General features: G+C 40.9%; 20 protein-coding genes. 10 read left to right on the top strand and 10 right to left on the bottom strand.

What is annotated here, in order from left to right; all coding sequences use genetic code 11:
• Positions 1-68 precede the first annotated feature (68 nt).
• On the top strand, positions 69-1,679 hold the full coding sequence (locus tag P20429_RS05445; RefSeq protein WP_007585147.1) for a glycoside hydrolase family 43 protein: 1,611 nt from the start codon (positions 69-71) through the stop codon (positions 1,677-1,679).
• A 94-nt stretch (positions 1,680-1,773) separates the two neighbouring features.
• Here the strand turns inward: P20429_RS05445 and P20429_RS05440 are convergent, their stop codons facing one another.
• Entirely contained in the window at positions 1,774-2,730 is a 957-nt protein-coding gene (locus P20429_RS05440; RefSeq protein ID WP_007585149.1) for a Gfo/Idh/MocA family protein, read from the bottom strand.
• A 162-nt stretch (positions 2,731-2,892) separates the two neighbouring features.
• Between P20429_RS05440 and xylB the strand changes: the two genes are divergently transcribed.
• The 6 genes from xylB (at position 2,893) to P20429_RS05410 (ending at position 10,237) form a co-directional block, all read left to right on the top strand.
• A complete protein-coding gene (gene xylB / locus P20429_RS05435) occupies positions 2,893-4,350 on the top strand; it encodes a xylulokinase (RefSeq protein WP_007585151.1) in 1,458 nt (485 codons plus the stop codon).
• A 30-nt stretch (positions 4,351-4,380) separates the two neighbouring features.
• On the top strand, positions 4,381-5,700 hold the full coding sequence (gene xylA / locus P20429_RS05430) for a xylose isomerase (protein WP_007585153.1): 1,320 nt from the start codon (positions 4,381-4,383) through the stop codon (positions 5,698-5,700).
• 39 nt (positions 5,701-5,739) lie between these two features.
• The gene (tal, locus tag P20429_RS05425; protein ID WP_007585154.1) at positions 5,740-6,678 is read left to right on the top strand and encodes a transaldolase; all 939 of its coding nucleotides are present in this window, start codon (positions 5,740-5,742) and stop codon (positions 6,676-6,678) included.
• Positions 6,679-6,736: 58 nt separating this feature from the next.
• Positions 6,737-8,755: a transketolase gene (gene tkt / locus P20429_RS05420; protein WP_007585157.1), complete on the top strand. Its 2,019-nt coding sequence runs from the start codon at positions 6,737-6,739 to the stop codon at positions 8,753-8,755.
• Positions 8,756-8,862: 107 nt separating this feature from the next.
• The gene (locus P20429_RS05415; protein ID WP_007585159.1) at positions 8,863-9,246 is read left to right on the top strand and encodes a hypothetical protein; all 384 of its coding nucleotides are present in this window, start codon (positions 8,863-8,865) and stop codon (positions 9,244-9,246) included.
• A gap of 13 nt (positions 9,247-9,259) precedes the next feature.
• A complete protein-coding gene (locus P20429_RS05410) occupies positions 9,260-10,237 on the top strand; it encodes an aldose epimerase family protein (RefSeq protein ID WP_007585161.1) in 978 nt (325 codons plus the stop codon).
• A 68-nt stretch (positions 10,238-10,305) separates the two neighbouring features.
• Here P20429_RS05410 and P20429_RS05405 read toward each other — a convergent pair whose 3' ends face one another.
• Positions 10,306-11,445, bottom strand: a complete 1,140-nt coding sequence (locus P20429_RS05405) for an endo-1,4-beta-xylanase (protein WP_007585163.1) — start codon at positions 11,443-11,445, stop codon at positions 10,306-10,308.
• Positions 11,446-11,602: 157 nt separating this feature from the next.
• On the opposite strand from P20429_RS05405, the gene P20429_RS05400 reads away from it, so the two are divergent.
• On the top strand, positions 11,603-13,450 hold the full coding sequence (locus tag P20429_RS05400; RefSeq protein ID WP_007585165.1) for a DUF5060 domain-containing protein: 1,848 nt from the start codon (positions 11,603-11,605) through the stop codon (positions 13,448-13,450).
• Between the two features lie 14 nt (positions 13,451-13,464).
• Positions 13,465-13,902, top strand: coding sequence for a cupin domain-containing protein (locus tag P20429_RS05395; protein ID WP_007585167.1), 438 nt, complete (start codon positions 13,465-13,467; stop codon positions 13,900-13,902).
• Positions 13,903-14,088: 186 nt separating this feature from the next.
• Here P20429_RS05395 and P20429_RS05390 read toward each other — a convergent pair whose 3' ends face one another.
• A complete protein-coding gene (locus tag P20429_RS05390) occupies positions 14,089-14,595 on the bottom strand; it encodes a hypothetical protein (RefSeq protein ID WP_007585168.1) in 507 nt (168 codons plus the stop codon).
• Positions 14,596-14,860: 265 nt separating this feature from the next.
• On the bottom strand, positions 14,861-15,994 hold the full coding sequence (locus P20429_RS05385; protein WP_007585170.1) for an endo-1,4-beta-xylanase: 1,134 nt from the start codon (positions 15,992-15,994) through the stop codon (positions 14,861-14,863).
• A 115-nt stretch (positions 15,995-16,109) separates the two neighbouring features.
• Here P20429_RS05385 and P20429_RS05380 point away from each other — a divergent pair, with 115 nt between their 5' ends.
• Positions 16,110-17,084 carry an SMP-30/gluconolactonase/LRE family protein gene (locus tag P20429_RS05380; RefSeq protein WP_007585175.1) on the top strand — a complete coding sequence of 325 codons (975 nt, stop codon included), beginning with the start codon at positions 16,110-16,112 and terminating at the stop codon, positions 17,082-17,084.
• Positions 17,085-17,237: 153 nt separating this feature from the next.
• Here P20429_RS05380 and P20429_RS05375 read toward each other — a convergent pair whose 3' ends face one another.
• The 6 genes from P20429_RS05375 to P20429_RS05350 form a co-directional block, all read right to left on the bottom strand.
• Positions 17,238-18,518 (bottom strand): glycosyl hydrolase family 8, encoded by a 1,281-nt coding sequence (locus tag P20429_RS05375; RefSeq protein WP_007585177.1) that lies wholly within the window; start codon positions 18,516-18,518, stop codon positions 17,238-17,240.
• A 243-nt stretch (positions 18,519-18,761) separates the two neighbouring features.
• Positions 18,762-19,583: a ThuA domain-containing protein gene (locus tag P20429_RS05370; RefSeq protein WP_007585178.1), complete on the bottom strand. Its 822-nt coding sequence runs from the start codon at positions 19,581-19,583 to the stop codon at positions 18,762-18,764.
• Between the two features lie 7 nt (positions 19,584-19,590).
• Positions 19,591-20,334, bottom strand: a complete 744-nt coding sequence (locus P20429_RS05365; RefSeq protein WP_007585179.1) for a DUF6445 family protein — start codon at positions 20,332-20,334, stop codon at positions 19,591-19,593.
• Between the two features lie 5 nt (positions 20,335-20,339).
• Positions 20,340-21,824: a tryptophan halogenase family protein gene (locus tag P20429_RS05360; protein WP_007585180.1), complete on the bottom strand. Its 1,485-nt coding sequence runs from the start codon at positions 21,822-21,824 to the stop codon at positions 20,340-20,342.
• 22 nt (positions 21,825-21,846) lie between these two features.
• A complete protein-coding gene (locus P20429_RS05355; protein WP_007585181.1) occupies positions 21,847-22,857 on the bottom strand; it encodes a cupin-like domain-containing protein in 1,011 nt (336 codons plus the stop codon).
• A 10-nt stretch (positions 22,858-22,867) separates the two neighbouring features.
• A complete protein-coding gene (locus tag P20429_RS05350) occupies positions 22,868-23,611 on the bottom strand; it encodes a SapC family protein (RefSeq protein ID WP_007585182.1) in 744 nt (247 codons plus the stop codon).
• Between the last annotated feature and the right edge of the window lie 97 nt (positions 23,612-23,708).

Consider the following 23,708-nt stretch of genomic DNA (forward strand, 5'->3'; position numbering starts at 1 on the left):
TGTTAGCGCTAACAACAAATTTATAATATTCACACCCAATAATATAAAAACTTAAAAAGGCCTATATTATGAGCATGCTGCAAAACCCAATTCTAAGAGGCTTTAACCCAGACCCAAACATTGTCAGAGTTAATAACGACTACTACATAGCCACTTCAACATTTGAATGGTTTGGCGGTGTGCAAATTCACCACTCTACCGATTTAGTAAATTGGCGAGTTATAGGCCAAGCACTTAACACCGTAGAGCGACTCGATATCCGAGGAGTGCCCGACTCTTGCGGCGTATGGGCACCGCAACTTAGTTACAATAATGGCCGTTTTTATTTGGTATATACCAATGTAAAAAGCTTTGATGGCCCTTACAAAGACACACCAAACTATTTTGTATCAACCACTGATATTACCGGTAACTGGTCACAAGCGACTTACTTAAACTCTAGCGGTTTTGATCCGTCTATTTTTCACGATGATGACGGTAAAAGCTATTTGCTAAACATGCTGGTTGATCACCGCAACAACGCACTATTTGGTGGCATAGTAATGCAAGAGCTTTGCCTAAAAACCAATAAATTAATAGGCGATGTTAAACCTATATTTTCAGGCACAAAACTTGGTTGCACTGAAGGCCCACATATTTTAAAACGCGGCGCTTACTACTATTTAATTACCGCTGAAGGTGGCACTGGGTATGAACACTGCATTAGTGTAGCGCGTGCTAAAAACGTATTTGGCCCTTACCAAGTACACCCGCACAACCCCGTTATTACAGCAGCCTACGAGCCGAGTAATACGCTACAAAAATGTGGCCATGGAGATTTTTTTCAAACACAAACCGGTGATTGGTACACGGTATTTTTAACATCAAGACCGCTGTCTGAGCGTGGCCGCTGCATTACAGGGCGTGAAACAGGGATTGAGCAAATAATCTGGAAAGATGATGGCTGGCCTTATGCAAAACACACAAATAAAGCCCCCAGAATAAACGTACCCGTTGAAGGTTTAATGCTAAACCCACAGCCTCAACCCTCAACACATATTGATTTTAGTAAAGATGATCTGACTGTTGATTTTCAGTCATTGCGTATACCCATTTGCAAAAGCTGGGTGTATAAAAATACTCAAAAAGCATCGCTCACCCTAGTGGGAAAAGAGTCTTTAAGCTCATTGCATCAGCAAAGTTTTATTGCCAGGCGTGTACAGGCTCATCATACTGTTAGCAGCACATGCGTTGACTTTGCGCCAAGCAGTTTTCAACAAATGGCGGGGCTAGTATGTTATTACAACACCGCGCATTACTACTATTTGCATATAAGCGGCGGCGATGTAGGCGATGAAACCACACCGCGTTATTTAAATATAATAAACTGCGATAAATACCAAACAAGTACGCCTGTTGCACCGCTTTTGCTTAAAACAAACAAACCTGTTTACTTAAAAGCTGATTTTAATGGCGCTCAGCTGCAGTTTTACTACGCTACCGAGAAAAACTGCTGGATAAAGTTTGGTCCAGTGCTCGATGGCAGCATTTTATCTGATGATTATGTGCAGCAATCACCGCAAGGGTATCGCCCGTGTTTTACCGGCGCTTTTGTTGGTATGGCCTGCCAAGACTTATCGGGACAAAATAAAGAAGCTCACTATTCATTTTTTAATTATGACGAACCTAGCGGCGAATAAATCGCCGCCAGTTAAGTTTACTAGTTGATTGAAAGCTTTTTGAAACTGCTTTAAAGCTCATTCAAAACTCTTTTAAAGTTCTCTTAAAACTATTTTAAAACAGGGCTTTAATACGCTCCATTTGCGATTGTAAAAGTAAACTTTGAGAGTGGCTCATAATGTCACTCTCTCGTTTATTTTCGCTCAGTAAGCGCCCTACTTCTTGGGCTTCAAAGCTATAACCTTGTGACTGCCTGCCATCTTCAAAATGCTCAATTAAATCATCAAGCTCATACAAAAAGCACTCATAAGCTCTAAATGCATCGGGTATTTTTATATAGCCTTTGTCGCCAATAATATACGCGTCATTCCCTAACCGGCATTGAAATGACGTTGCTAAGCTCACCATTACATCGCCACAATTAGCAGTAATAAGTACATCGTCTTCCACGCCTTTATAGCGAATATTTGCTCTTACGTGTAAGTTTTCAAGGTCGTTATTTAAAAAGTAATTGGCAATGGCAAGCGGATAAATTCCCATATCAAGTAAACAACCGCCCGCTAAATCTGGGTTGTATTCACGCCCGTCGGGGTTAAAAGGCACAGGGTAACCAAAGTCAGCTTTAACATGTTTAATAGTGCCAATTCGCCCTTGCTCTACCCATTGTTTTGCTTTTTGTATTGCAGGTAAAAAGTACGTCCACATGGCTTCCATTAAAAATACGTCGTGCTTTTTAGCCAGTAAAGACAACTGCTTACACTCTTCAGCCGAAACCGTAATGGGCTTTTCGCACAATACATGCTTACCTGCTTTAATAGCATCGCTGGCATTTTTAAAGTGAAAGTTATGCGGGGTCGCAATGTAAACTACATCAACGTTTTTATCGTCAAATAATGCTTGGTACCCTTCGTAGGCATTTGCCGCACCATACTTGCTCGCAAAAGCGGTTGCATCTTCCCCACTTCTTGCTGCAACTGCGTACGCAACACCATTATTTGTATGTGCTAAGTCTTCACAAAATTGTGCAGCAATTCGTCCACAACCAACAATACCCCAGTTTATTTTTTTCATAGTGTTTCCTTATGATCTTAAAAAGAAATTTAAGTGAACTCCAACAACCAAGCAATAAACTTGCAAATTAATTGTTAAACATAGTTTAAAACTAGCTTGACTTAACAATATCAAATCATTAATGTTAGCGCTAACACTAAAACAACATTAAGTATCACATTTATGTTCCTTGGTATCGATTTAGGCACTTCAGGTGTAAAAGTAATTATTTTAGACGAGCAAGACCAATTGCTTGCTCAAGCAAGTGGATCTTTAAGCGTTTCACGCCCAGCACCACTTTTTTCTGAGCAAAACCCTTCAGATTGGTGGCTTGCTACCTGTAGTGCAATCGAGGAGCTTAAAAATACTCACCCTGCATTACTAAAATCGGTAAAGGCTGTGGGCCTTTCTGGGCAAATGCATGGCGCAACGCTGCTTGATAAAAACAATAATATTATTCGCCCAGCCATTTTATGGAACGACGGGCGCAGTGCTGCACAATGTGTAGAGCTTGAAAAACGCGAACCTAACTCTCGTAATATTACCGGCAACATAGTAATGCCTGGTTTTACTGCGCCTAAATTGGTGTGTTTAAAAGAGTTTGAGCCAGCAAATTTTGCAAAAGTAGCCAAAGTATTATTACCAAAAGACTACCTACGCTTTTTAATGACCGGTGATTTTGCATCAGACATGTCTGACTCAGCAGGCACATTATGGCTGGACGTAGAAAAAAGAGCATGGTCGCAAAAAATGCTTAGCGCTTGCGACTTAACAGAGCAACACATGCCCACCCTTTTTGAGGGCACACAAATTACTGGCAAATTAACAGCCCAAGTTGCTGCTAAATGGGGTATGGAGCAAGTGCCTGTTGTTGCAGGTGGTGGCGATAATGCCGCAGGCGCTGCTGGTGTTGGCGTAGTAAGGCCTAAACAAGCGTTTTTGTCATTAGGTACTTCGGGCGTTTACTTTGTAGCTAACGATAAATACCTGCCTAACCCAGAAGGTGCTGTACATACTTTTTGTCATTGCATTGAAAACACCTGGCACCAAATGTCAGTGGTGTTAAGCGCAGCAAGCTGTTTAACCTGGGTCACTAAATTAACCGGTTTTAAAAACGAAAGCGCATTGCTTGAACAAGTAAGTAAATGCGATTTTAGCAAACCAAGCTCAGTCATATTTTTACCTTATTTAACTGGCGAGCGTACGCCGCATAATAACCCCGATGCCAAAGGCGTATTTTTTGGTTTAGACAGCGATACCGATGCAGCAGCTCTTGGCCGTGCAGTACTCGAGGGCGTTGCTTTTGCCTTTGCCGATGGCCAACAAGTACTGCTTGATGCTGGCGCACAAATTGACGATGTAACCGTTATTGGTGGTGGCGCTAAAAGCCCACTGTGGGGAAAAATCATCGCAAGTGTACTCAACCGCCCCCTAATTTACCGAGAAGGCTCAGAGGTTGGCCCCGCATTTGGCGCAGCAAGACTTGCCCGAATAGCAGTAACACAACTCCCTGCACAACAAGTGTGTGTTAACGGCAAAGTAACGCAAACAATTGAGCCAGACCCAGTCATGCAAGACTTTTACGCACAGCAATACACTACATACAAAGCACTTTACCAAAGTGTAAAAACATACTTTTAATACACTATTATAAAATTAACGGAGCACATTATGAGCGAACAATTTTTTACAAACGTTGAAAAAATCAAATTTGAGGGTAAAAACTCTAAAAACCCATTTGCATTTCGTTATTACGACGAAAACCAAGTAGTGCTTGGCAAAACAATGAAAGAACATTTACGTTTTGCAGCCTGTTACTGGCATAACTTTTGTTCTACAGGGTTTGATATTTTTGGTGAAGGTACGTTTGACCGTCCTTGGATCCAACCTGTAGGCAATCAATTAGAACTTGCTGAACAAAAAGTAAAAGTAGCCTTTGAATTTTATGAAAAATTAGGCGTTCCTTACTTTTGTTTTCATGATGTTGATATTGCCCCTGAAGGCAAAACACTACAAGAAAGCCACGATAACGTAACGCACATAGCTAACATTATCGAAAAAGAAATGCAGCGCACAGGTGTAAAACTACTGTGGGGTACTGCTAACTTATTCTCAAATCAGCGTTTTTGTGCCGGTGGTGCAACAAACCCTAATCCTAATACGTATGCATATGCAGCAGCACAAGTTAAACATGCAATGGAAATTACGCATCGTTTAGGCGGCGAAAACTACGTACTTTGGGGTGGTCGTGAAGGTTACGACACGCTACTAAATACAGACCTTGCACAAGAAAGCGAACAGTACGCACGCTTTTTGAAAATGGTTGTAGAGCACAAGAAAAAAATTGGTTTTAAAGGCACATTATTAATTGAGCCAAAACCACAAGAGCCAACTAAGCACCAGTACGATTACGATACAGCAACGGTTGCAGGCTTTTTATACAAGCACGGCTTACAAGACGAAATTAAAGTAAACATTGAAGCAAACCACGCAACACTTGCGGGTCATAGCTTCCACCACGAAATTGCAGTTGCTTGCGCAGAAGGCATTATGGGTAGTATTGATGCTAACCGTGGCGACATGCAAAACGGTTGGGATACTGACCAATTTCCTAACGACGTAGCTGAGTGCACACTTGTTGTTTACGAAATTTTAAAAATGGGTGGTTTTACAACGGGCGGCTTTAACTTTGACACTAAACTTCGTCGTCAATCGTGTGAGCGTGATGACTTATTCATTGGTCACATTGGCGGTATGGATACGATGGCTAAAGCATTACTCAATGCAGCAGCAATGATTGAAGGCGGCGAGCTGACTGATTTTGTTGAAAAACGTTACGCTGGTTGGAAAGAAGACCTAGGTCAAAGCATTCTAAATGGTGAGCAATCGCTTGAGAGCCTTTCAGCGTTAGTACACGAGAACAACATCGATCCTAAGCAAGTTTCTGGTCGCCAAGAACTGCTTGAGAATATTGTTAACCGCTACGTATAAGGACATCGCCTCGGTTATAAAGCCGAGGCGTACATCATTATGAACTTGTTAGAACAACTCAAAAAAGTAACCACGGTCGTTGCCGACAGTGGCGATGTAGAGTCAATCAAAGCCCTACAACCGGTTGATGCAACAACCAACCCTTCGTTAATTTTACAAGCTGCAAAATTACCTCAATATAAACATTTAATTGAAGACGCTATAAATAAAGCTGGCAACAACGTTGACGCTATATGCGACCAACTTATTGTTAACTTTGGCTGTGAAATACTAAAAGTAATACCTGGGCGTATATCGACCGAAGTAGATGCGCGTTTATCGTTTGATACCCAAGCAAGTATTGCCAAAGGGCGTAAGCTTATTTCACTTTACGAGCAAGCGGGTATTTCAAAAGACCGCGTACTTATTAAACTTGCTTCAACATGGGAAGGCATTAAAGCCGCCGAGCAGTTAGAAAAAGAAGGCATTAAGTGTAACTTAACGCTGCTTTTTTCGATGGCTCAAGCCATTGCCTGCGCACAAGCTAACGTAACGCTTATATCTCCGTTTGTTGGTCGTATTCTTGATTGGTACAAAGCCCGCGATAATAAAGAATACACCCCAAGCGAAGATCCTGGTGTGCAGTCGGTTACAGGTATTTATCAGTACTATAAAAAGTACGATTATAAAACCGTGGTAATGGGCGCAAGCTTTAGAAACATTCAGGAAATAATCGAACTTGCTGGCTGCGATTTACTGACTATCTCGCCATCACTACTCAATTATTTACAAAGCCAAGAAGGTGAACTGGTTACAAAGCTTGACGCTGCAAACATTGCCAAAGCACCGCAAAGTGACTTAACCCCACTCACCCACGAGCAATTTTTATGGCAGCACAACGAAGATCCAATGGCCAGCGAAAAGCTCGGTGAAGGTATTCGTAACTTTGCCAAAGATCAGCGTATTTTGGCTAAATTGGTTGAAGACTTACTAAACTAATTTCCCTCAAGCCTGCCACATTACGTGCGGGCTTTTTTAATTTTATTTGAGGTAATACATGACGCAACTTTCTTCTCGTGCGCCTTTTGCTAATGCCATTCGTGCACTCAGTATGGATGCGGTACAGCAAGCAAACTCAGGGCATCCGGGCGCACCTATGGGTATGGCCGATATAGCCGAAGTACTGTGGAACGATTTTTTAAACCACAATCCAACCGATCCAAATTGGCCAAACCGAGACCGCTTTGTACTTAGTAACGGTCACGGCTCTATGCTTATTTATTCTTTATTGCATTTAAGCGGGTACGATCTACCACTTAGCGAGCTTAAACAATTTAGACAAATGCATTCAAAAACCCCAGGTCACCCTGAATACGGTTATACCCCAGGTGTTGAAACAACCACAGGTCCGCTTGGCGCAGGTTTATCAAATGCCGTAGGCATGGCCATTGCCGAAAAAGCCCTAGCAGCGCAATTTAACAAAGAGAGTTTTGATATTGTTGATCATTACACTTACTGTTTTATGGGCGATGGCTGTTTAATGGAAGGTATATCGCACGAAGCATGTTCGCTTGCAGGCACATTAGGCCTGGGTAAACTTATTGCTTTTTGGGATGATAACGGCATATCTATCGACGGACACGTTGAGGGCTGGTTTACCGACGACACCGCTAAACGCTTTGACGCTTACGGCTGGCATGTAATAACAGATATAGACGGTCACGACCCAGAACAAATTGCCAACGCCATTGCACAAGCAAAACAAGTGAGCGATAAACCTACTCTACTTTGTTGTAAAACCGTGATTGGTTTTGGTTCGCCAAATAAATCAGGCTCGCACGACTGCCATGGCTCGCCATTAGGTAATGACGAAATAACTGTTGCACGCAAATTTTTAAACCTACCAAATGAAGCATTTAGTATCAGTGATGATATTTACGCCCATTGGGACGCTAAACAAAGCGGTGATAAAAAACAAAAACAATGGCAGCAACTGTTTAGCGACTACACCAAAAGCCACCCTGAGCTTGCCAAAGAATTTGAACGCCGCGTAATTAAACGTACCCTGCCTGACAACTTTGAAGCTATTGCAAACAACTATATTGCACAGTGCAACAATGACGCCGCTAACATTGCCAGCCGAAAAGCCTCGCAAAACACCATTGAAGCCTTTGCCCCGCATTTACCAGAGTTACTGGGTGGCTCTGCCGATTTAGCCGGTTCTAACTTAACGCTGTGGTCTGGCTCTAAAGGCATAAGCGCAGATGACGCCAGCGGTAATTACCTGTTTTATGGCGTGCGCGAGTTTGGTATGAGCGGCATTATGAATGGCATATCACTGCACAGTGGTTTTATTAATTACGGTGCTACATTTTTAATGTTTATGGAATACGCCCGTAACGCAGTAAGAATGTCAGCACTTATGGGTATTCAAAATATATTTGTGTATACCCACGACTCTATTGGCCAAGGTGAAGACGGCCCGACTCATCAACCTATTGAGCAACTAGCCAACCTACGTATGACGCCAAACCTAGTAACATGGCGCCCGTGTGATGCAGTAGAAACTGCAGTGTCGTGGAAAAACGCGATACAAAATCAGCAGCAACCTACTGCGCTTATTTTTAGTCGCCAAGGGCTCAACCACCAGCCACGCAGCGCTCAGCAAATTAGCGACATAGAAAAAGGCGGCTATATTCTTAGCGATAGCAATAAAGTGCCTGAGCTTATTTTAATTGCAACGGGTTCTGAAGTTGACTTAGCAATGCAAGCCGCAAAAGAGCTTACAGCACAAGGTGTTGCAGTGCGTGTGGTATCAATGCCAAGCACCACATTGTTTGATCTACAATCAGACGATTACAAGCAAAGTGTATTGCCAAACTCGGTAGCAAACCGTATTGCAATTGAAACATCACACCAAGATTACTGGCTTAAATATGTTGGCTTACAAGGCAAAGTAATTGGTATGAGCACTTTTGGTGAGTCGGCGCCAGGTAACGTGTTATTAGAGCATTTTGGCTTTACCACCAAAAATGTAGTGAGCACCGCGCAGGCGTTAATTAAAGCCAACACTTAATATATTTAGTACGCGTAATGCGCTAAATAATCCAAACTTTATCCAATTAATGCGCTAAGCCTTTCAAAGCTCGGCGCATTTTTATAATTAACTAACAAAGGTGAACTATGAAATACTTACTATTAATTATGCTTTTTAGTGCAAGTACTAGTTTTAACGCATGGGCAAGTGACGAGCAAAATGATGAACTAATGCTAACGATTTTTTTAAAGCACGACCAATCAAAAAACCTCTCTGAAATAAAAGAAATACTCAACAACGCTAACTTTTACAAACACTTCCCGCCAGAAGGCGCAACAGTAGAATCTTGGAAAGTAATGATGGGTATAGGGCAAGTAGTTACCTTGCGCTTTCCGGCAGCGTTATTACCAAAAGTAAATTTATCGATTGAACGTTATGGTTGGAAAGCCTACAGCACTGAGTTTTATCCAACATACGATCTGTACCCAATCGTAAAAGAAGAAATTAAAAAAGCTAGAACGAACAATTAAAAGAGTAACCAACATGACAACTTCAATTGTTCAATACACACTAAGTAATGAAGCAAACGACACTATTTCTATTATTAACTACGGTGCCCGGCTTACCAGCTGGGTTACCCATGTTGATAATAAAAAACGAAATATTATACTTGGCTATTCTAATATTAATGACTATTTAAACGACACGTTTTACTTAGGCGCTGTAGCCGGCCCTTATGCAAACAGGCTAAGTAACGCCCAAATAAACATTGATGATAAAGCCTATGCACTTAATAAAAACGAAGGAGTAAACCAACTTCACGGCGGCCAAAAAGCATTAAGCGACTTATTTTGGCAGCTCGATTATCATCAAAAAAATGCGCTAAGTTTAAGTATTACCCTGCCTGATGGATACAACGGCTACCCCGGTAAAACTATATTTAACGTGCTGTATACCTTTACCACTAACAGTAAAAACCAAAGTAATCTTGATATTAAATTTACGATTACCAGTAATAAAAAAACCATTGCAGGGCCAACAGCGCACCCATATTTTAATTTAAATGGCATTACTAACAGCGCACAAGGGCATACATTAAAACTGGCTGCCGCGCATTATACCCCCGTAGATACAAACGCCATTCCCACAGGTTTACTAGCCCCAGTAGCAAATACCACTTTTGATTACACAAATGCGCGGGTGCTTAATAAAACCGATAAACTCGATCATAACTTTGTAACCGAGCAAGTGCTTAATCTGCAAGCCAATAAGCAACACGCAGAGCTTACTAGCGCCGATGAAAAAGTAATGCTGAGTGTGCTTTCTAACTACCCTGCCATTCAGGTGTATACAGGGCAGCATTTAAAAAGCCCGTTTAACCAATTTGACGGTATTTGCCTAGAGCCACAATTTTGCCCCGACAGCCCTAATAACCCACACTTCCCATTTAGCTATTTAACACCACAAGTGCCTTTGCAAACGCATATTAGTTACTGCTTAACTAAAACCAATAAAAAATAGCTATTTTATAAACCAAAAAAGGATCGCTATTAAGCGATCCTTTACGGGAGATTAAATGTTTAGTGCGATTATAAATCGCTTACAAAGCTTTTAAGTTTTAGCTCACGGTCAATTAATAATGGGTAATCGGTGCGCCCTTGCATTGGCCAATCGTTGCGCCAAGTACGTGCATCGCTTATACCCCAAAAAGTAACACGGCTTACTTTATCGTCATGTTTTTTAAGTATGTCGAACACAGCTTTGTAGCGCTCGCCTAACTGGGTGTTTACTTCACTAGGTAAAGCATTCGGGTATGGGTTAAATCGCTCTTGCAGCGCAATATCTAACGAAATATCAGCCCCTTGTTCTTCACCTTCAGGGAACGGTAATACCGAAATATCAAGCTCGGTTATCATCACATCAATACCCGTTGCAGCGTATGCCACAATAGAGTCTTCCATTAACGAAAGCTCTGGGTTATCAAGCGAATAATGCGCTTGCATACCAATACCATCTATTTCAATGCCTTTGCTTTGTAAATTTTTAATAAGCGCAATTGCACCGGCTCTTTTTTCTGGCTTATATAAGTTGTAATCGTTGTAGTATAGCTTGGCATTAGGCGCTGCCTGCTTAGCGTATTTAAACGCATATTCTATAAAGTCGTCACCAATAATGGTGCTCCATTTAGATTCACGCAGTGTGCCGTCTTCGTTAAGTGCTTCGTTTACCACGTCCCATGCAAAAATACGGTTTTTATAGCGCCCTGCAACTGCATTAATATGGTTTTGCATGCGCTTAAGTAATGCATCGCGGGTTAGCGGCTCGCCTTGTTCGTCTTCAAAAACCCAGTCAGGAGTTTGCGAATGCCACACTAATGTGTGCCCAACTAATTCTTGGTTGTTCTCTTGTGCGTACTGAACTAACGCATCAGCGGCTTCAAAATCATAGGTTTCAAGCTCTGGGTGTATACGCTCCCACTTCATTGAGTTCTCTGGCGTAAAGGTATTAAATTGCGCTTTAGCCACATTTAAATCTTCAGGCAAAGCCCCTAATATTTGGTCTCGGCTAATCGCTGTACCTATCTTAAAGTGGTCTTTAAATTGCGCTTTAAGCGTTAATTGCTCCGGCGCTTTTAATGTTGGTTTACTTTGCTCTGCTGAGCCATTACAGCCAAGTGCAAGGCTCGACATTCCTAATAAAATAGCAATAGTAAGTTTATTTTTATGCATGATGTACCTGTTGTGTGTTTTTTAGTGTGCAATGTAAACTTAACACCATATAGTCTTTTTGACAACAACGTTTCATTAAAATAGACTGAACAAAAATAACACAGTACACATTCCTTAATCACACACTTTACTAGCAACAAAATTAGCAAGGATACACATGAAAAAAATAACAATAAAACGGCTTCTGTTAATTAGCGCATTTTTCGCCTCATTTATTTTCAGCGCCCTAATTCGAGCAGATCAAACCAGCACTCACGTGCCTATTTGGCATAAATTAAGCTTAACCCTTGAAGGCCCGCACACCAGCGAGCTTGCCACGCCTAACCCTTTTACCGATTACCGCTTAGACGCCACATTTACCAGCCCCACTAATAAGCAATATACAGTACCTGGATATTATGCAGCCGATGCAAACACTGCTCAAACACATGCAACAGCAGGCAACAAATGGCAGGTTTTGTTTTCGCCCAACGAGCTTGGCAAATGGCGCTATACACTCTCATTTGTTAAAGGCAGTAATATCGCAAGCGTGCCATTAAATATTGTTACAAATGAGCAATCAGCCGGATTTTTTGATAAACAAACAGGCGAGTTTAATGCTACCGCCGCCACTAAATCATCCAGCAGTAAAGACTTTAAAAGCAAAGGTAAGCTTGAATACATTAATAAACCCTATTTGCAGTTTAATGGCTCAAAAGAGTACTTTTTAAAAGCCGGTGCTAACAGCCCCGAAGTGCTGCTTGGCTTTTCAGGGTTTGATGCCACTCCCACAAAGCGTAACTACCAAGCGCACATAAAGCATTGGCAAAATAGCGACCCTACATGGCAAACAACCAATACAGAGACTGATAATAGTAGTCATCAATCTTCTAAAGGCATTATTGGGCTAATAAATTATTTAGCGTCGCTTAACATTAACGCGTATTACTTTTTAACCATGAACGCCTACGGCGATGGCGACCAAGTTTGGCCATGGCTTAGCAAAACCCAAACCACACGCTACGATGTATCTAAATTAGCTCAGTGGGATATTGTATTTAGCCACATGCAGCAAAAAGGCATAATGACTCACTTTGTAATGAGCGAAACCGAAAACGAGTCACTGTTTGAATGGAACGAAAGCCAGCTTAAAAACGACTTTGCTGTTAGTCGTAAAATTTACTATCGCGAGTTATTTGCCCGCTTTGGCTATCATTTAGCAACCACGTGGAATATAGGCGAAGAAAACGGCTGGCAAGATCCAAGCGGCGACGATAAACAACAAAAAGCTAATACCACCAAACAAAGAAAGCAATTTGCCGATTACTTTCAATCACTCACCTACTACCCAGAACATATTGTTGTACACAATGGCCCGTCGCTCGACTACCACATTTACGATAAACCAAACGACAACATTTTGGGCTACCCCGCCTACACAGGGGCAAGCTTACAAGGTGAACTTAAAACTAACACCACTTACGGCGATGTTTTAAAGTACCGCCAGCTTACTCAAAGCAACCCTCACCCGTGGGTGATCACCATGGACGAGGCCTATATTTACGAGTATGCAAACAATGTTGATACGTGGCGTAACAGCAATGTGTGGGCCACATTTATGGCAGGTGGCGCAGGTATTGAGTTTTATTTAGGCGGTGGCGGCGACCTTGTTGAACAAGATTTAACGCCATACAAAGATTACTATTTAGCGATGACCAACGCCGTTGCGTTTTTTCAAAAATACGTGCCTTTTACAAAGCTTAAACCAACCCCAGAGCTTACAAAAACAGGCTGGGCGTTAAGTGATAACTCAGCGTTTTACTTATTTTATTTTAGTAACGCAAGCCAAGCTCAGGTCACATTACCAAATGCCTGCTATACACTCGACTGGTTTAACCCACGAACTAACAACTACATAAACGGCAAACGCTTTTGTGTAAATACCGCAACGAGTACACAACTGGCAACACCACCCAACACACCTAACAACGACTGGGTTTATTTAATTAACCTAAGCGCTAAATAATAAGGATAACAACCATGAATCATTTAACAGTTAAACATTGTGTAACCGGCGTATTACTTACAACCGCAGCCACCATAGCATTGCCTGTAAACGCAGCAGATAAACCCACACAACTTACATCAGCTATTGTGAGTCAAAAAGACGCGCACATTACTCATTACGAAGGCGGCGATTTTCATGCTTACTTTTACGGCGATACACCATTGACCAAAGGCGCTATTACAGGCGTTGCCGTTATTAAACCTAATAACGAAATACACCCCGCCCACCAGCATCCTGATGAAGAATACCTAATGATTCTCGAGGGCTCTGGCACGTGGACGCTTAATGGCAAAAGCCAGCCAGCTCATACTGGAGATATTTTATTTGCAGCCCCTAATGACGTACACGGCATTTATAACAACGGCGATGCGCCGCTTAAGTTTGTAGTAGTGAGGTATCAGGCTAAGTAGTTTTTTAGTGAAATAGACTAAGTGAATTATGCACAAAGAGGTTAAGAGGCGCTTCGCTTTTAGAGGAAAACAAAACAGCCTGATGTTGGATCAGAACACAGGCTATTTTGAGTAAGAGAAAAAATAACCATTCCTAAATAAGGTTATATAAGCCCCCTCAAAGAATAAATGTATCTTGGCAACTTCTTATTTGTTCTTCCAATTAGTTAACGCATGTTCCCATTCTGTAATTATTGGTAACAAACACTTTAGCTTTATTTCCTTATTATTTGATAATGCGAATAAAAGGTTCGATAGTTGATAACTATTACTATTGGAAATGACTAGAACGTTATTTACAGTTGTAGCATTTGAATTTTTAATTATATCCAAATCAACCCACCATTCTGCTTCATGTTTCCACCAATCAGCGGCAGAGTTTATTGCTGCTACATAAGCAATTCCAGAACGGTGACGAGGACCTAATTTATATGCTTTTTTATTTTTACCTAAACCTGAAAAAATAACTGTTTCGACTAAGTATTGCTGCGCAGCAACAAAACCAAGACCAACATAATATTCTGACTGATCAAATAAGCCATCTGAATCAGGGTCTGCTGAACTTTGAATCGCTAAATCTATTTCGGATAATTTTGCATCAAGCATCAAAAAAAGCTCTTCTAATCTAGCAAAATTTCCTAAAATATTAATCATTCAATAAAATTCCCAATTAGAGATTCAAATAAAAGCTCAATCAAAAATTCTTTTCACTTTATGATTACAGCATGCTCTTTAACTACATTAGTACCAAATACTATAACCTATTGCTAGTTATAAACTTTAAGCTCTTTTTTCTTATCATGATGCTTTAAAGTCATGGGGCACGTCTCATTTTCTTCTCATTCTTTTCTCTTTGTGAAAATTCCCCAAAAAAAAGCCGAGTATTTAAAAATACTCGGCTTTGACTACACAATGCGGTTTACTGAACTACATCAGCAATGGTTTTAATAACTGGCTTAGGGTTTAAATTACGATCCCATAGTAATGGGTAGTTTGTTCTGTTTGGGATTGGGTAGTCGTTTTTCCACGACATACCATCGTGTAATCCCCAAAAGGTTACGCGGTCTATTTTGTCGCGTTTTGCATAAAACAGTTCAAACAAGGCTTTATAACGGGCGTTTAATTGCGCTTTTACGTCGCTCGGCAAGCCATTTTTGTATGGGTCGAGGTAGTTTTCAAACTCTTCTAACTGAAACTGTGGTTTCATCATATCGATGCCGGTAATCTGCCCTTCTTTTGTTAAAGGCAGCACGTCTATATCAAACTCAGTGATCATCACTTTTATACCCAGCGCAGCGTAGGCGTCAATGGCTTGTTCAATGTATTGCATTTTAGGAAAGTTAAGCCCCCAATGCGCTTGTATGCCAATGCCATCGATTCGAATACCTTCTTTTTGCAGCATTTTGATCATACGTATAATGCCGTCTCTTTTTTCTGGTCGCCATGCATTAAAGTCATTGTAGTAAAGCTCGGTATTAGGTGAATACTGCTGGGCGTATTTAAATGCGGCTTTTACCATGGTATCGCCATCACCTACGCGGTTAACCCACACAGTTGGGCGATAAGAGCCGTCATCAGCAATCACTTCGTTAACTACATCCCACGCATCTACTTTGTTTTTATAGCGCCCTGCTACAAGCTCTATGTGTTTGCGCATTTGCTCAAGCTGCTGTGCTGGGGTATTTGGCTCATTTTTGCTATTTGTAAAAAACCAGTCGGGCGTTTGGTTATGCCACACTAAGGTATGGGCTACGGTAAACATATTATTTTGCTTGGCAAAATCTATAAACGCATCTGCACCACTAAAATCGACCTTACCTTGCTGCGGGTAAATTACTTCTGCTTTCATGGCGTTTTCTAGGGTGACTGTATTAAATTGCTTAGCAATAATTGACTGCGCGGCTGCGTTTTTACCTGTCACTATATCTTGATTTACAGCAACCCCCATTTTGAATGAGTCTGCAAAGGTGTTTTTAAGGCCTTGGTCTTGTGCAGCGTTTACGCTTAATGACCCTGCAAGTAAAAGCAGGCTGAGTGTGTGTTTTTTATGCATGTGTGTGCTCCGTTGAATCGTTATTATTTTCGATAAATATCATACAACGAAAAAAATAAATGATATAGTCAAAATGACCATTAATTATAAATTAAACAAACCTGAGTAAACGTCTATGCTAAAAACACACAAAAAAACGCTAAGCTTAGTTGTATTCATGCTCTGTTTTAATAAAGCAGCGCTGGCACAACAACCTGAAAATACACCTTTGTTAAACACTGTAAACAGCCAAAGCAATGAGCCGTCGCCATTAATAAAGGGCGCAACACCCACACTTGTTAGTGACAATTTATTATTTTTAGAAGGCCCAACGTGGTCAAACCAAGACAATGCGTTTTATTTTTCAGAAATGAACTTTGCTAGCTCGCAAGCACTTGGCCCTGATTCGACCATTTATAAATTAGTGCTGCCCAATACCCTCACCACTTATTTAAAACACAGTGGTACAAACGGCTTGTATGCCAAAGGAGAGAGCCTCTATACGCTTAACCATAAAACTCAGTCACTTTCTAAAATTAATATAAAAAGTAAGACCAATACCGTAATAGTTAATAAGTTTGATGGGCTAAGCTTTAGCTCGCCAAACGATATGACTATGCATAAAAATGGCGATATATTTTTTACCGATCCTAACTGGCAACTCGGCGAACGCAGTCAGCAAATGCCTTATACCGGTGTGTATAAGTTAAGCAATACAGGCACACTTAGTTTAATTGACGCTACGCTTGAAAAGCCCAATGGTGTTGCGCTCTCACCTGATCAACGTACCCTTTATGTTGGCGACTTTAGCAACCGCGTAAGCAAATACACTATTGATGAAAACGGTGATATTTCACCGCGCGAAGACTTTATTAAAGTAACCTCGCCCGATGGCATAAAAGTAGACTCTGCTGGCAATATTTACGTAAGCAGTCACAAAAAAGGCGTTATTAATATTTACACGCCACGCGGCTCACTTATCGATAAAATTGAACTTGGCCCTAATGTAACCAACCTTGCCTTTGGTGGTAAAAATCGCAAAACCTTATTAATAACCACCGCAAAGGGCTTGTTTACGCTTGATGTAAAAGTAGCGGGTTTGGCTAATTAGCTAAATTAGTTAAGCAACGTATTAAAGAGAAAGTTAAGCTCACTCGTTAAGCACAAAAACCGGTGTAACTTAGTTACACCGGTTTTTTATTATTTAAGTTATTGCTACCTAAGCTTTTGCCGCTTAGGTTTTTGCTACTTAGGCACCGGTATTTTAATTAAACGTGTTGTTATAAAACTTAAAATTGCCCGATACATGCAGCATAGCTAACATATATAACGAACCATTGTAGTAACGGTAGCTACCTGTTGGTTGCGATAAAGACCAAAATTCGTTAAAAAACTCATTTGCTTGCCCAGCGTTTGTTGAAGCAAGTAACGCTACTGCATTCGCGGCTTTTTGACCTTCGCCTGCACAGCCTTTATTTTGCGCTCCACCGTACGAATACACTTGCTCGTAGCAGTTTTTACTGTTGTTTGTTTTTGCATAACTTAAAAAGCCCAGTGCTTTATTTACTGCGCTTTTATGCCACGCTTGAGCACCCATTAAATGCGCGTCTAAACCCACATTCATAATTACGCGCCATGCATCAAATTCATACCATTGACCTGGGTTTGCTTGGTCGTTAAAAATGTAGCCAATAACAGGGCTGCCATCTAAGCGCGATAAAAATGTAGGTAAGTTCCAATGCGGGCTACCACTTACTTTTGTAAAATGGTTTTTAAGTAAGGTTCTACTTTTTGTGGCTACTTGTCGCCAGTAAGTTTTGTCTGCTTGGTTAGTTACGTTATTTGCAAAGTAGTCATAAAACGCAGGTATGTGATAAGAAGGGTCTGTTAGGTTATCAATGTAAGGTGAAAAGCGGATTATTTGGTTTTCCATCAGCTTATTTTTAATTGTGTTTAACATGGTAATGGCATCGTTGTAGTAGTTAAACTCACCAGAATTCCCCCAACGAGCAGAAGCATTAAGTAGTGCAAACGCAAAGTACTCTTCACCATCGGGAGCGGGGCCCTCATCCACTTTATAAACAAAGCCGTTTTGATTAAGCTTTAGTTTCCACGCGTAAACGCCTTGTTTTTTTACATCAGGGTGATTGTCTGGATTTTTTTGATACGCTTTTGCAAAGCGCCATAGGTTATCAAATTCTTCTTGTTTATAAAGCATGACAGCGGCGGTCATTCCCCACGATTGCCCTTCTGTTCTTATATCGTCGCCTTCGTCTGGGTTAATTGCTTTTATGTAGTGTGCTTTATAAACACCGTTTTCGGTGTACGGGTAGTAAAGTTGTTGTGTGTTGTTATAGCCAAACATATTGTCAAAAGTACTATTCACTTTTTGCTGTATATTTGTTTTACCCATTTCTTGTGCGAGGTTACGGTATGCTCCTGAACTGTCGGCGCCTACACTCGATGGGTTATTATTAAATGCAGCAAGTGATTGATAGCTTATTAGCGTTAACAATAAAGTTGTTATTTTAAAAAATACTTTCATGTTTATCCTCTTTATTTGAATTATATCAGCGTGTAAATTTAATATAGTCTTTTTGACCATTTGATCAAGGAATTCTCAAAATTATTTGTTTGTTTTATAAACTAAGTGAAATGTGTGAAGGTGTTTAATAAGTGCTTAAAAAATATAAAAGGCCGCTTAAAAAATATAAAAGGCCGCTTAAAAAAGCAGCCTAAATCGACATAAATAGTGTTAAAAGCGTATTTATTGGTTATTTATTAATTGCTACTTTTTTAACCCTTTACCCGTTGCAGCCCAATAAATTCCGCCATAAATATGCTCTGTTAAAAACTCACTTTTATACACAGCATTAGTATGTCCAAGGGCTGTATAAAACGAGCGTCCGCCATCGTAATTGTGATACCACGAAATAGGATGAAACGCCCCCATACCTGAGCCTGTTTTGTTATTACCCCAATCGGCAGTTGGGTTGTAACTTTGCTCATCAACTGTGAGTAAGTAGTTTAACTTAGTTAGCTCGGGCCCAAATTCGTACCACTCGTCGGTCCAAAGCATTTCCTGCGGCATATGGTTTAAGCCAATAAAGCGAGTATTAGGCACTTTACTTAGTACGCCAGTTTGAATAACAGGATGAATGTTAAAGGTGCGCCCCACCAACTTTTGATACCACGGCCAGTCGTATTCGGTATCTGATGCGCTATGAATGCCAACAAAGCCTTTACCTGCTTTTATAAATCGCTCAAGCGCGGCTTGCTCTTTTGGGTTTAAAATATCGCCCGTGGTTGATAAAAATACCACTACATCAACATTTTTTAAGTAATCGTCGTTAAAATAATGGCTTTCTTCGTGCCAAATTAAGTTAAAAAAGTGCTCATCGGCTAAGCCTTCTAGCGCTTTAACGCCTTCGGTTTGCGACTTATGGTGCCACCCTGCGGTTTTTGTAAATAGCAGCACATTAAATTGCTTTTTAGGGAGGGTATCAAACCCTGTAGCATGACTTTTTTGCACTGTTGCCATACTCAGTGCCAATACAACAAAGCTTAATAGCCAACCCTTATATGCGAATCTAGATAAAGAAAAAGACATAGTATTCCTATTTAAAATGAACAAACATATTAGCCGTTAGCCGCCCTGTTTGTGGACACGGTGAAATATCGGTAGACGTGTTAAGTAAACTGGTGTGCAGCAAATACCCAGGAAACACAATAAGCCTATTTGGCTTATATTCTATGTGCTTGTAGCACTCAAACTCACTGTGCTGCGTGGTGCAGTAACTAGGCTTTACCTTACTGTGTTCAAGGATGTGTTGAGCATGCATGAAATACGTGTTTTTGCGCTTTGTGCTTATTGTTTCAAACCCTGTTTTTTTATGCCTAAAAAAACCAGTGCCACCATGCTCGCCTTCGCCAAGGTAATGAATAATGGCAATTAAGTTAGGATCGTTTGTATCAAAGTGTGGCAAGGTTTGTATTGGTGATAGCTGCTTCTGCGTTTTAGTAATTAACGATAAGGTATTATCTTTTGGGTATGGGGTAAGTGTTTGCCCAATATTAAATACGTTATAAAACCCCTGTATAAGAGGCTTTAGGTAATCAACCACACATTGCTTTGGAAGCGGCATTCGTAAACCTGGGTATTGAGTGAGTTCGTCAGGTTTAAACTCGCCATTATTTTGCGCATGATTTTCATCACTTGGGGCAGCACTTTCATCAGCACTTTGCGCTAAGTTTATAAGTTTTTGCGGCTCACTCAGGTAGTTGTCAATTATAATAATTGGCGTTTGCTCTTGCCCTATAAACTCATATTGCGGCTGTAAGTTATTGCCAAGTGTTAGCATAATACTTACTTAGCGTTGCAATAATGATTAATAAAATCAATGTGACTCGGTAAGCTATTTGCTTTTTTAGCCACATTATTTTTTATTGATTCTAAAAATCGTTTAAGCTCATCATCGCTCATACTGTCTACAATGGGGTGATAATTTCGCGGCACTAGCCCTTGCCCTAACATCACTTGTAACCACGATGCTTCGCCAAATAACTCTTGCTCTGCTTTATAAACATGCCCACTTTGCTTAAATAGCTCAATGCGTTTGGCAAGCGACTCTGGAATTGGCATGTTTTTACAGTAACGCCAAAAGTCGCTGTCGGTGCGCTGTGTTACATGGTAATGCAGCACAATAAAGTCGCGAATATTTTCGGCTTCAAAGCGCATTTTGTTATTAAAGTCATCTTGATAGCACGACTCGATTGCTTTGGTTGGCATGTTTTGCATTAATCTTATAATGCTTTGCTGAATTAAATGAATACTGGTTGATTCAAGCGGCTCAATAAAACCACTTGCTAAGCCAATAGCTACACAGTTTTTGTTCCAATGTTTACGCCGTGTACCGGTGCGGTATTTAATAACGCGCGGCTCATTAATCGGTTTGCCTTCTACGTTATTGAGTAGCGCTGTTTTGGCCTCATCATCGCTCATGTATTTACTACAAAACACTAAGCCATTACCACGACGGCTTTGCAGCGGTATTTGCCACTGCCAACCACATTTATGTGCCATTGCACGCGTATATGGCACTATTGGGCTTACTAATTCGGTTTGTACTGCTACTGCGCTGTCGCACGGGAGCCAATGGCTCCAATCTTCGTATCCGGTGTGTAGCGCTTGCTCTATTAATAAACCTTTAAAGCCGGTGCAATCTATAAATAAATCACCCTCAATAATTTGCCCGTCACCTAAAGTAAGCGATTTTATAAAGCCATTGGTGGGCTCTAAATTAACTTTGCTTATCATGCCTTCTATACGTTTAGCGCCGTTTTGCTGTGCAAAATTTCGTAAAAATTTAGCGTACAAACCGGCATCTAACTGATAAGCATGGTTACGGTCTTGATTCGGTACTACGGCAAATTTACCCAAGCGACTCGCTACGTGCTCTGTGCAATAATCACCAATATCGGCTGCTACACCTTGTTGCATCCCTTTTAGCCAAAAGTGCTGAAAACCTGCAGCCCAACAACCTTGCCCCACATAACCAAATGAGTGAAAGTAGCTTTGCTGGTTTTGTTTCCAACCTTCAAACGATATGCCTAATTTAAACGTGGCATTAGTGGCTGCCATAAATTCTGATTCGCTGATTTTTAGCAAATCATGAAATATATGCAGCGTAGGAATAGTAGACTCCCCAACCCCTACGGTAGGAATTAAATCGGATTCAACTAAGCACACTTCAATATTTTTACCTAGTAGCTTTGCCATTGCAGCGCTGCACATCCAACCGGCGGTGCCGCCACCTGCTATTACGATTTTTTTAATTGCATTTTGATTCATAATTCAAACCTTACAAGTACGCTTAGCGTCTTAATTTATTTTGTAATTCGGCTCTTAATTTACGCGCTGTTAGCTCATCCATTGGCTTTGTTAAAATAGCCTGTGCGGGCTCTGGTATGTGGGTAAATTCGTTATCAGCAAATACGTAGTAATTAAACAAACGTTGCCATGCGGCGCGCTCATGCTTTGGTAAGTTACGTATATTTAAAATTGCGTGGTGCAACGCATTAGTCGGCTGCCCATACACCGCTGGCGTATTTTTAAACCAATAATTAAACAGTATATTTAAACTGCCAAGCCCCTCTACTTGGTGCCACCACATGCTGGGTAATATAAGCGCATCGCCTGCTTCAAGATCAACGGTAATTGCCGCTTTTATTGCCTGCTCAAACTTAGGGTATTGCGTGAAGTTGGGCGCAGTTGTGGTAGTTAAGCTTATTGGCTGACCACCGGGTGCTTTATCAAGCGGGCCTATGTATAAATTATCTATTTGATCGGGGGCAAATAAAGTAAAACGCCTTTTACCTGCAACGCAACATGCTAAATTTTGTGCTACGTCGTAATGTGCTGGTACGGTAACCTTTCCGCCTGCCCATACATTAAATAAACAGCCTTCGTTTAATGCGTTAACGTGGCAGTGATTAACCAAACCAGGTAAGCACTGTGCAATGCTAGTAGAGCCAATGTATAAAGTGTCGGCTTGCGGGTTATTTGCACTTTGCGCTATTTGCTCAAGCGCATTAATAAATGCCGCTTGCTGATTAGTAAAATTAAAACCGCTCATATCGGGGTTATACCCTATAACCCCGCTTTGACTGGCGGGTATTGTGCAAGTATTAACTAAAAAACCTTCGTAAAACGGCGCTAAATAATCAATCGCTGCACTGTCTGACTTTTTAGCAGCAATAACGAGGGGCCAATCGGTCACAAACCCTTTTAGTACAATAGGCACAGACGAGTTTAAAAGCTCTTTGGGCAACGTGCTGGGAGTTAAGCCATTAAGCGTTTGAATTTTATTTGCTAAATTTTCCATAGCGAAATACTTACACAGCGTGCTTTTGTAGCATAAGTTGCTCGTTTTTAAGCGCCACTAAATCACGCACATGTACTTGCGATGCAATGATCATGTATATACACGCTAAATACCCTTGTGAATGCAGCTCTGCAATTGCATCGCTACTTAGCTGGTTAAGCGAGTCTTCGTTTATGGTATAAAAACCAAGTAAGTTGTGTTTAAGCCCGTTTACTAAATCAAGCTCTAGCGATACCGATTCAAGCAAACCATGTTTAATCAAAGTTTTAATAAATGGCTGATTTTCTTGCAAACCATGATGCAGGTTATCAAGCACATTTATTATGTTTTCGAGGTAATCGCTATTCCCGCCGTGTTCTAAAAATAAGTTAATACCCTGCTTTGTTGACACTTTTGGCGAGTCTAAATCAATGCTAAGCATGCGCTCTTGCGTTGCCACACCGTTTTGCATTGTATTTTGAGTCGCTATAGCAAAAGGCAGTCGCTGCATACTTAGCGGAATGTAGTTTGCTTGCCATTGCTGGTTTACTAAAAATAAGTTTTCGTCTTTATTTATGCCGTACAAACACACCGGCGAAAATGTATTTGTTGTATCGTCTTTGGTAAAAAATATTGGGTAATGTGCTTGAGCGACTCTAAATTCGCTCACAAATGTTTCGCTATACCAAACCCCGTCACCTAAGTGTGTGCTGCGTGCGGGGTTTATTTTTAAATGCTGATGTTCAACATTATTTAATAATGCATGATTGGCCATGGATTGTGTGCTCCAATTGTTGTTGTGTGCCTTTACCTATTGCTACACACTAAATGTAACCAACAAGTTAAATTCATATTGACTATAACAGCTGGAT

The organism is Pseudoalteromonas sp. BSi20429 (assembly GCF_000238895.1).
Taxonomy (GTDB): domain Bacteria; phylum Pseudomonadota; class Gammaproteobacteria; order Enterobacterales; family Alteromonadaceae; genus Pseudoalteromonas; species Pseudoalteromonas arctica.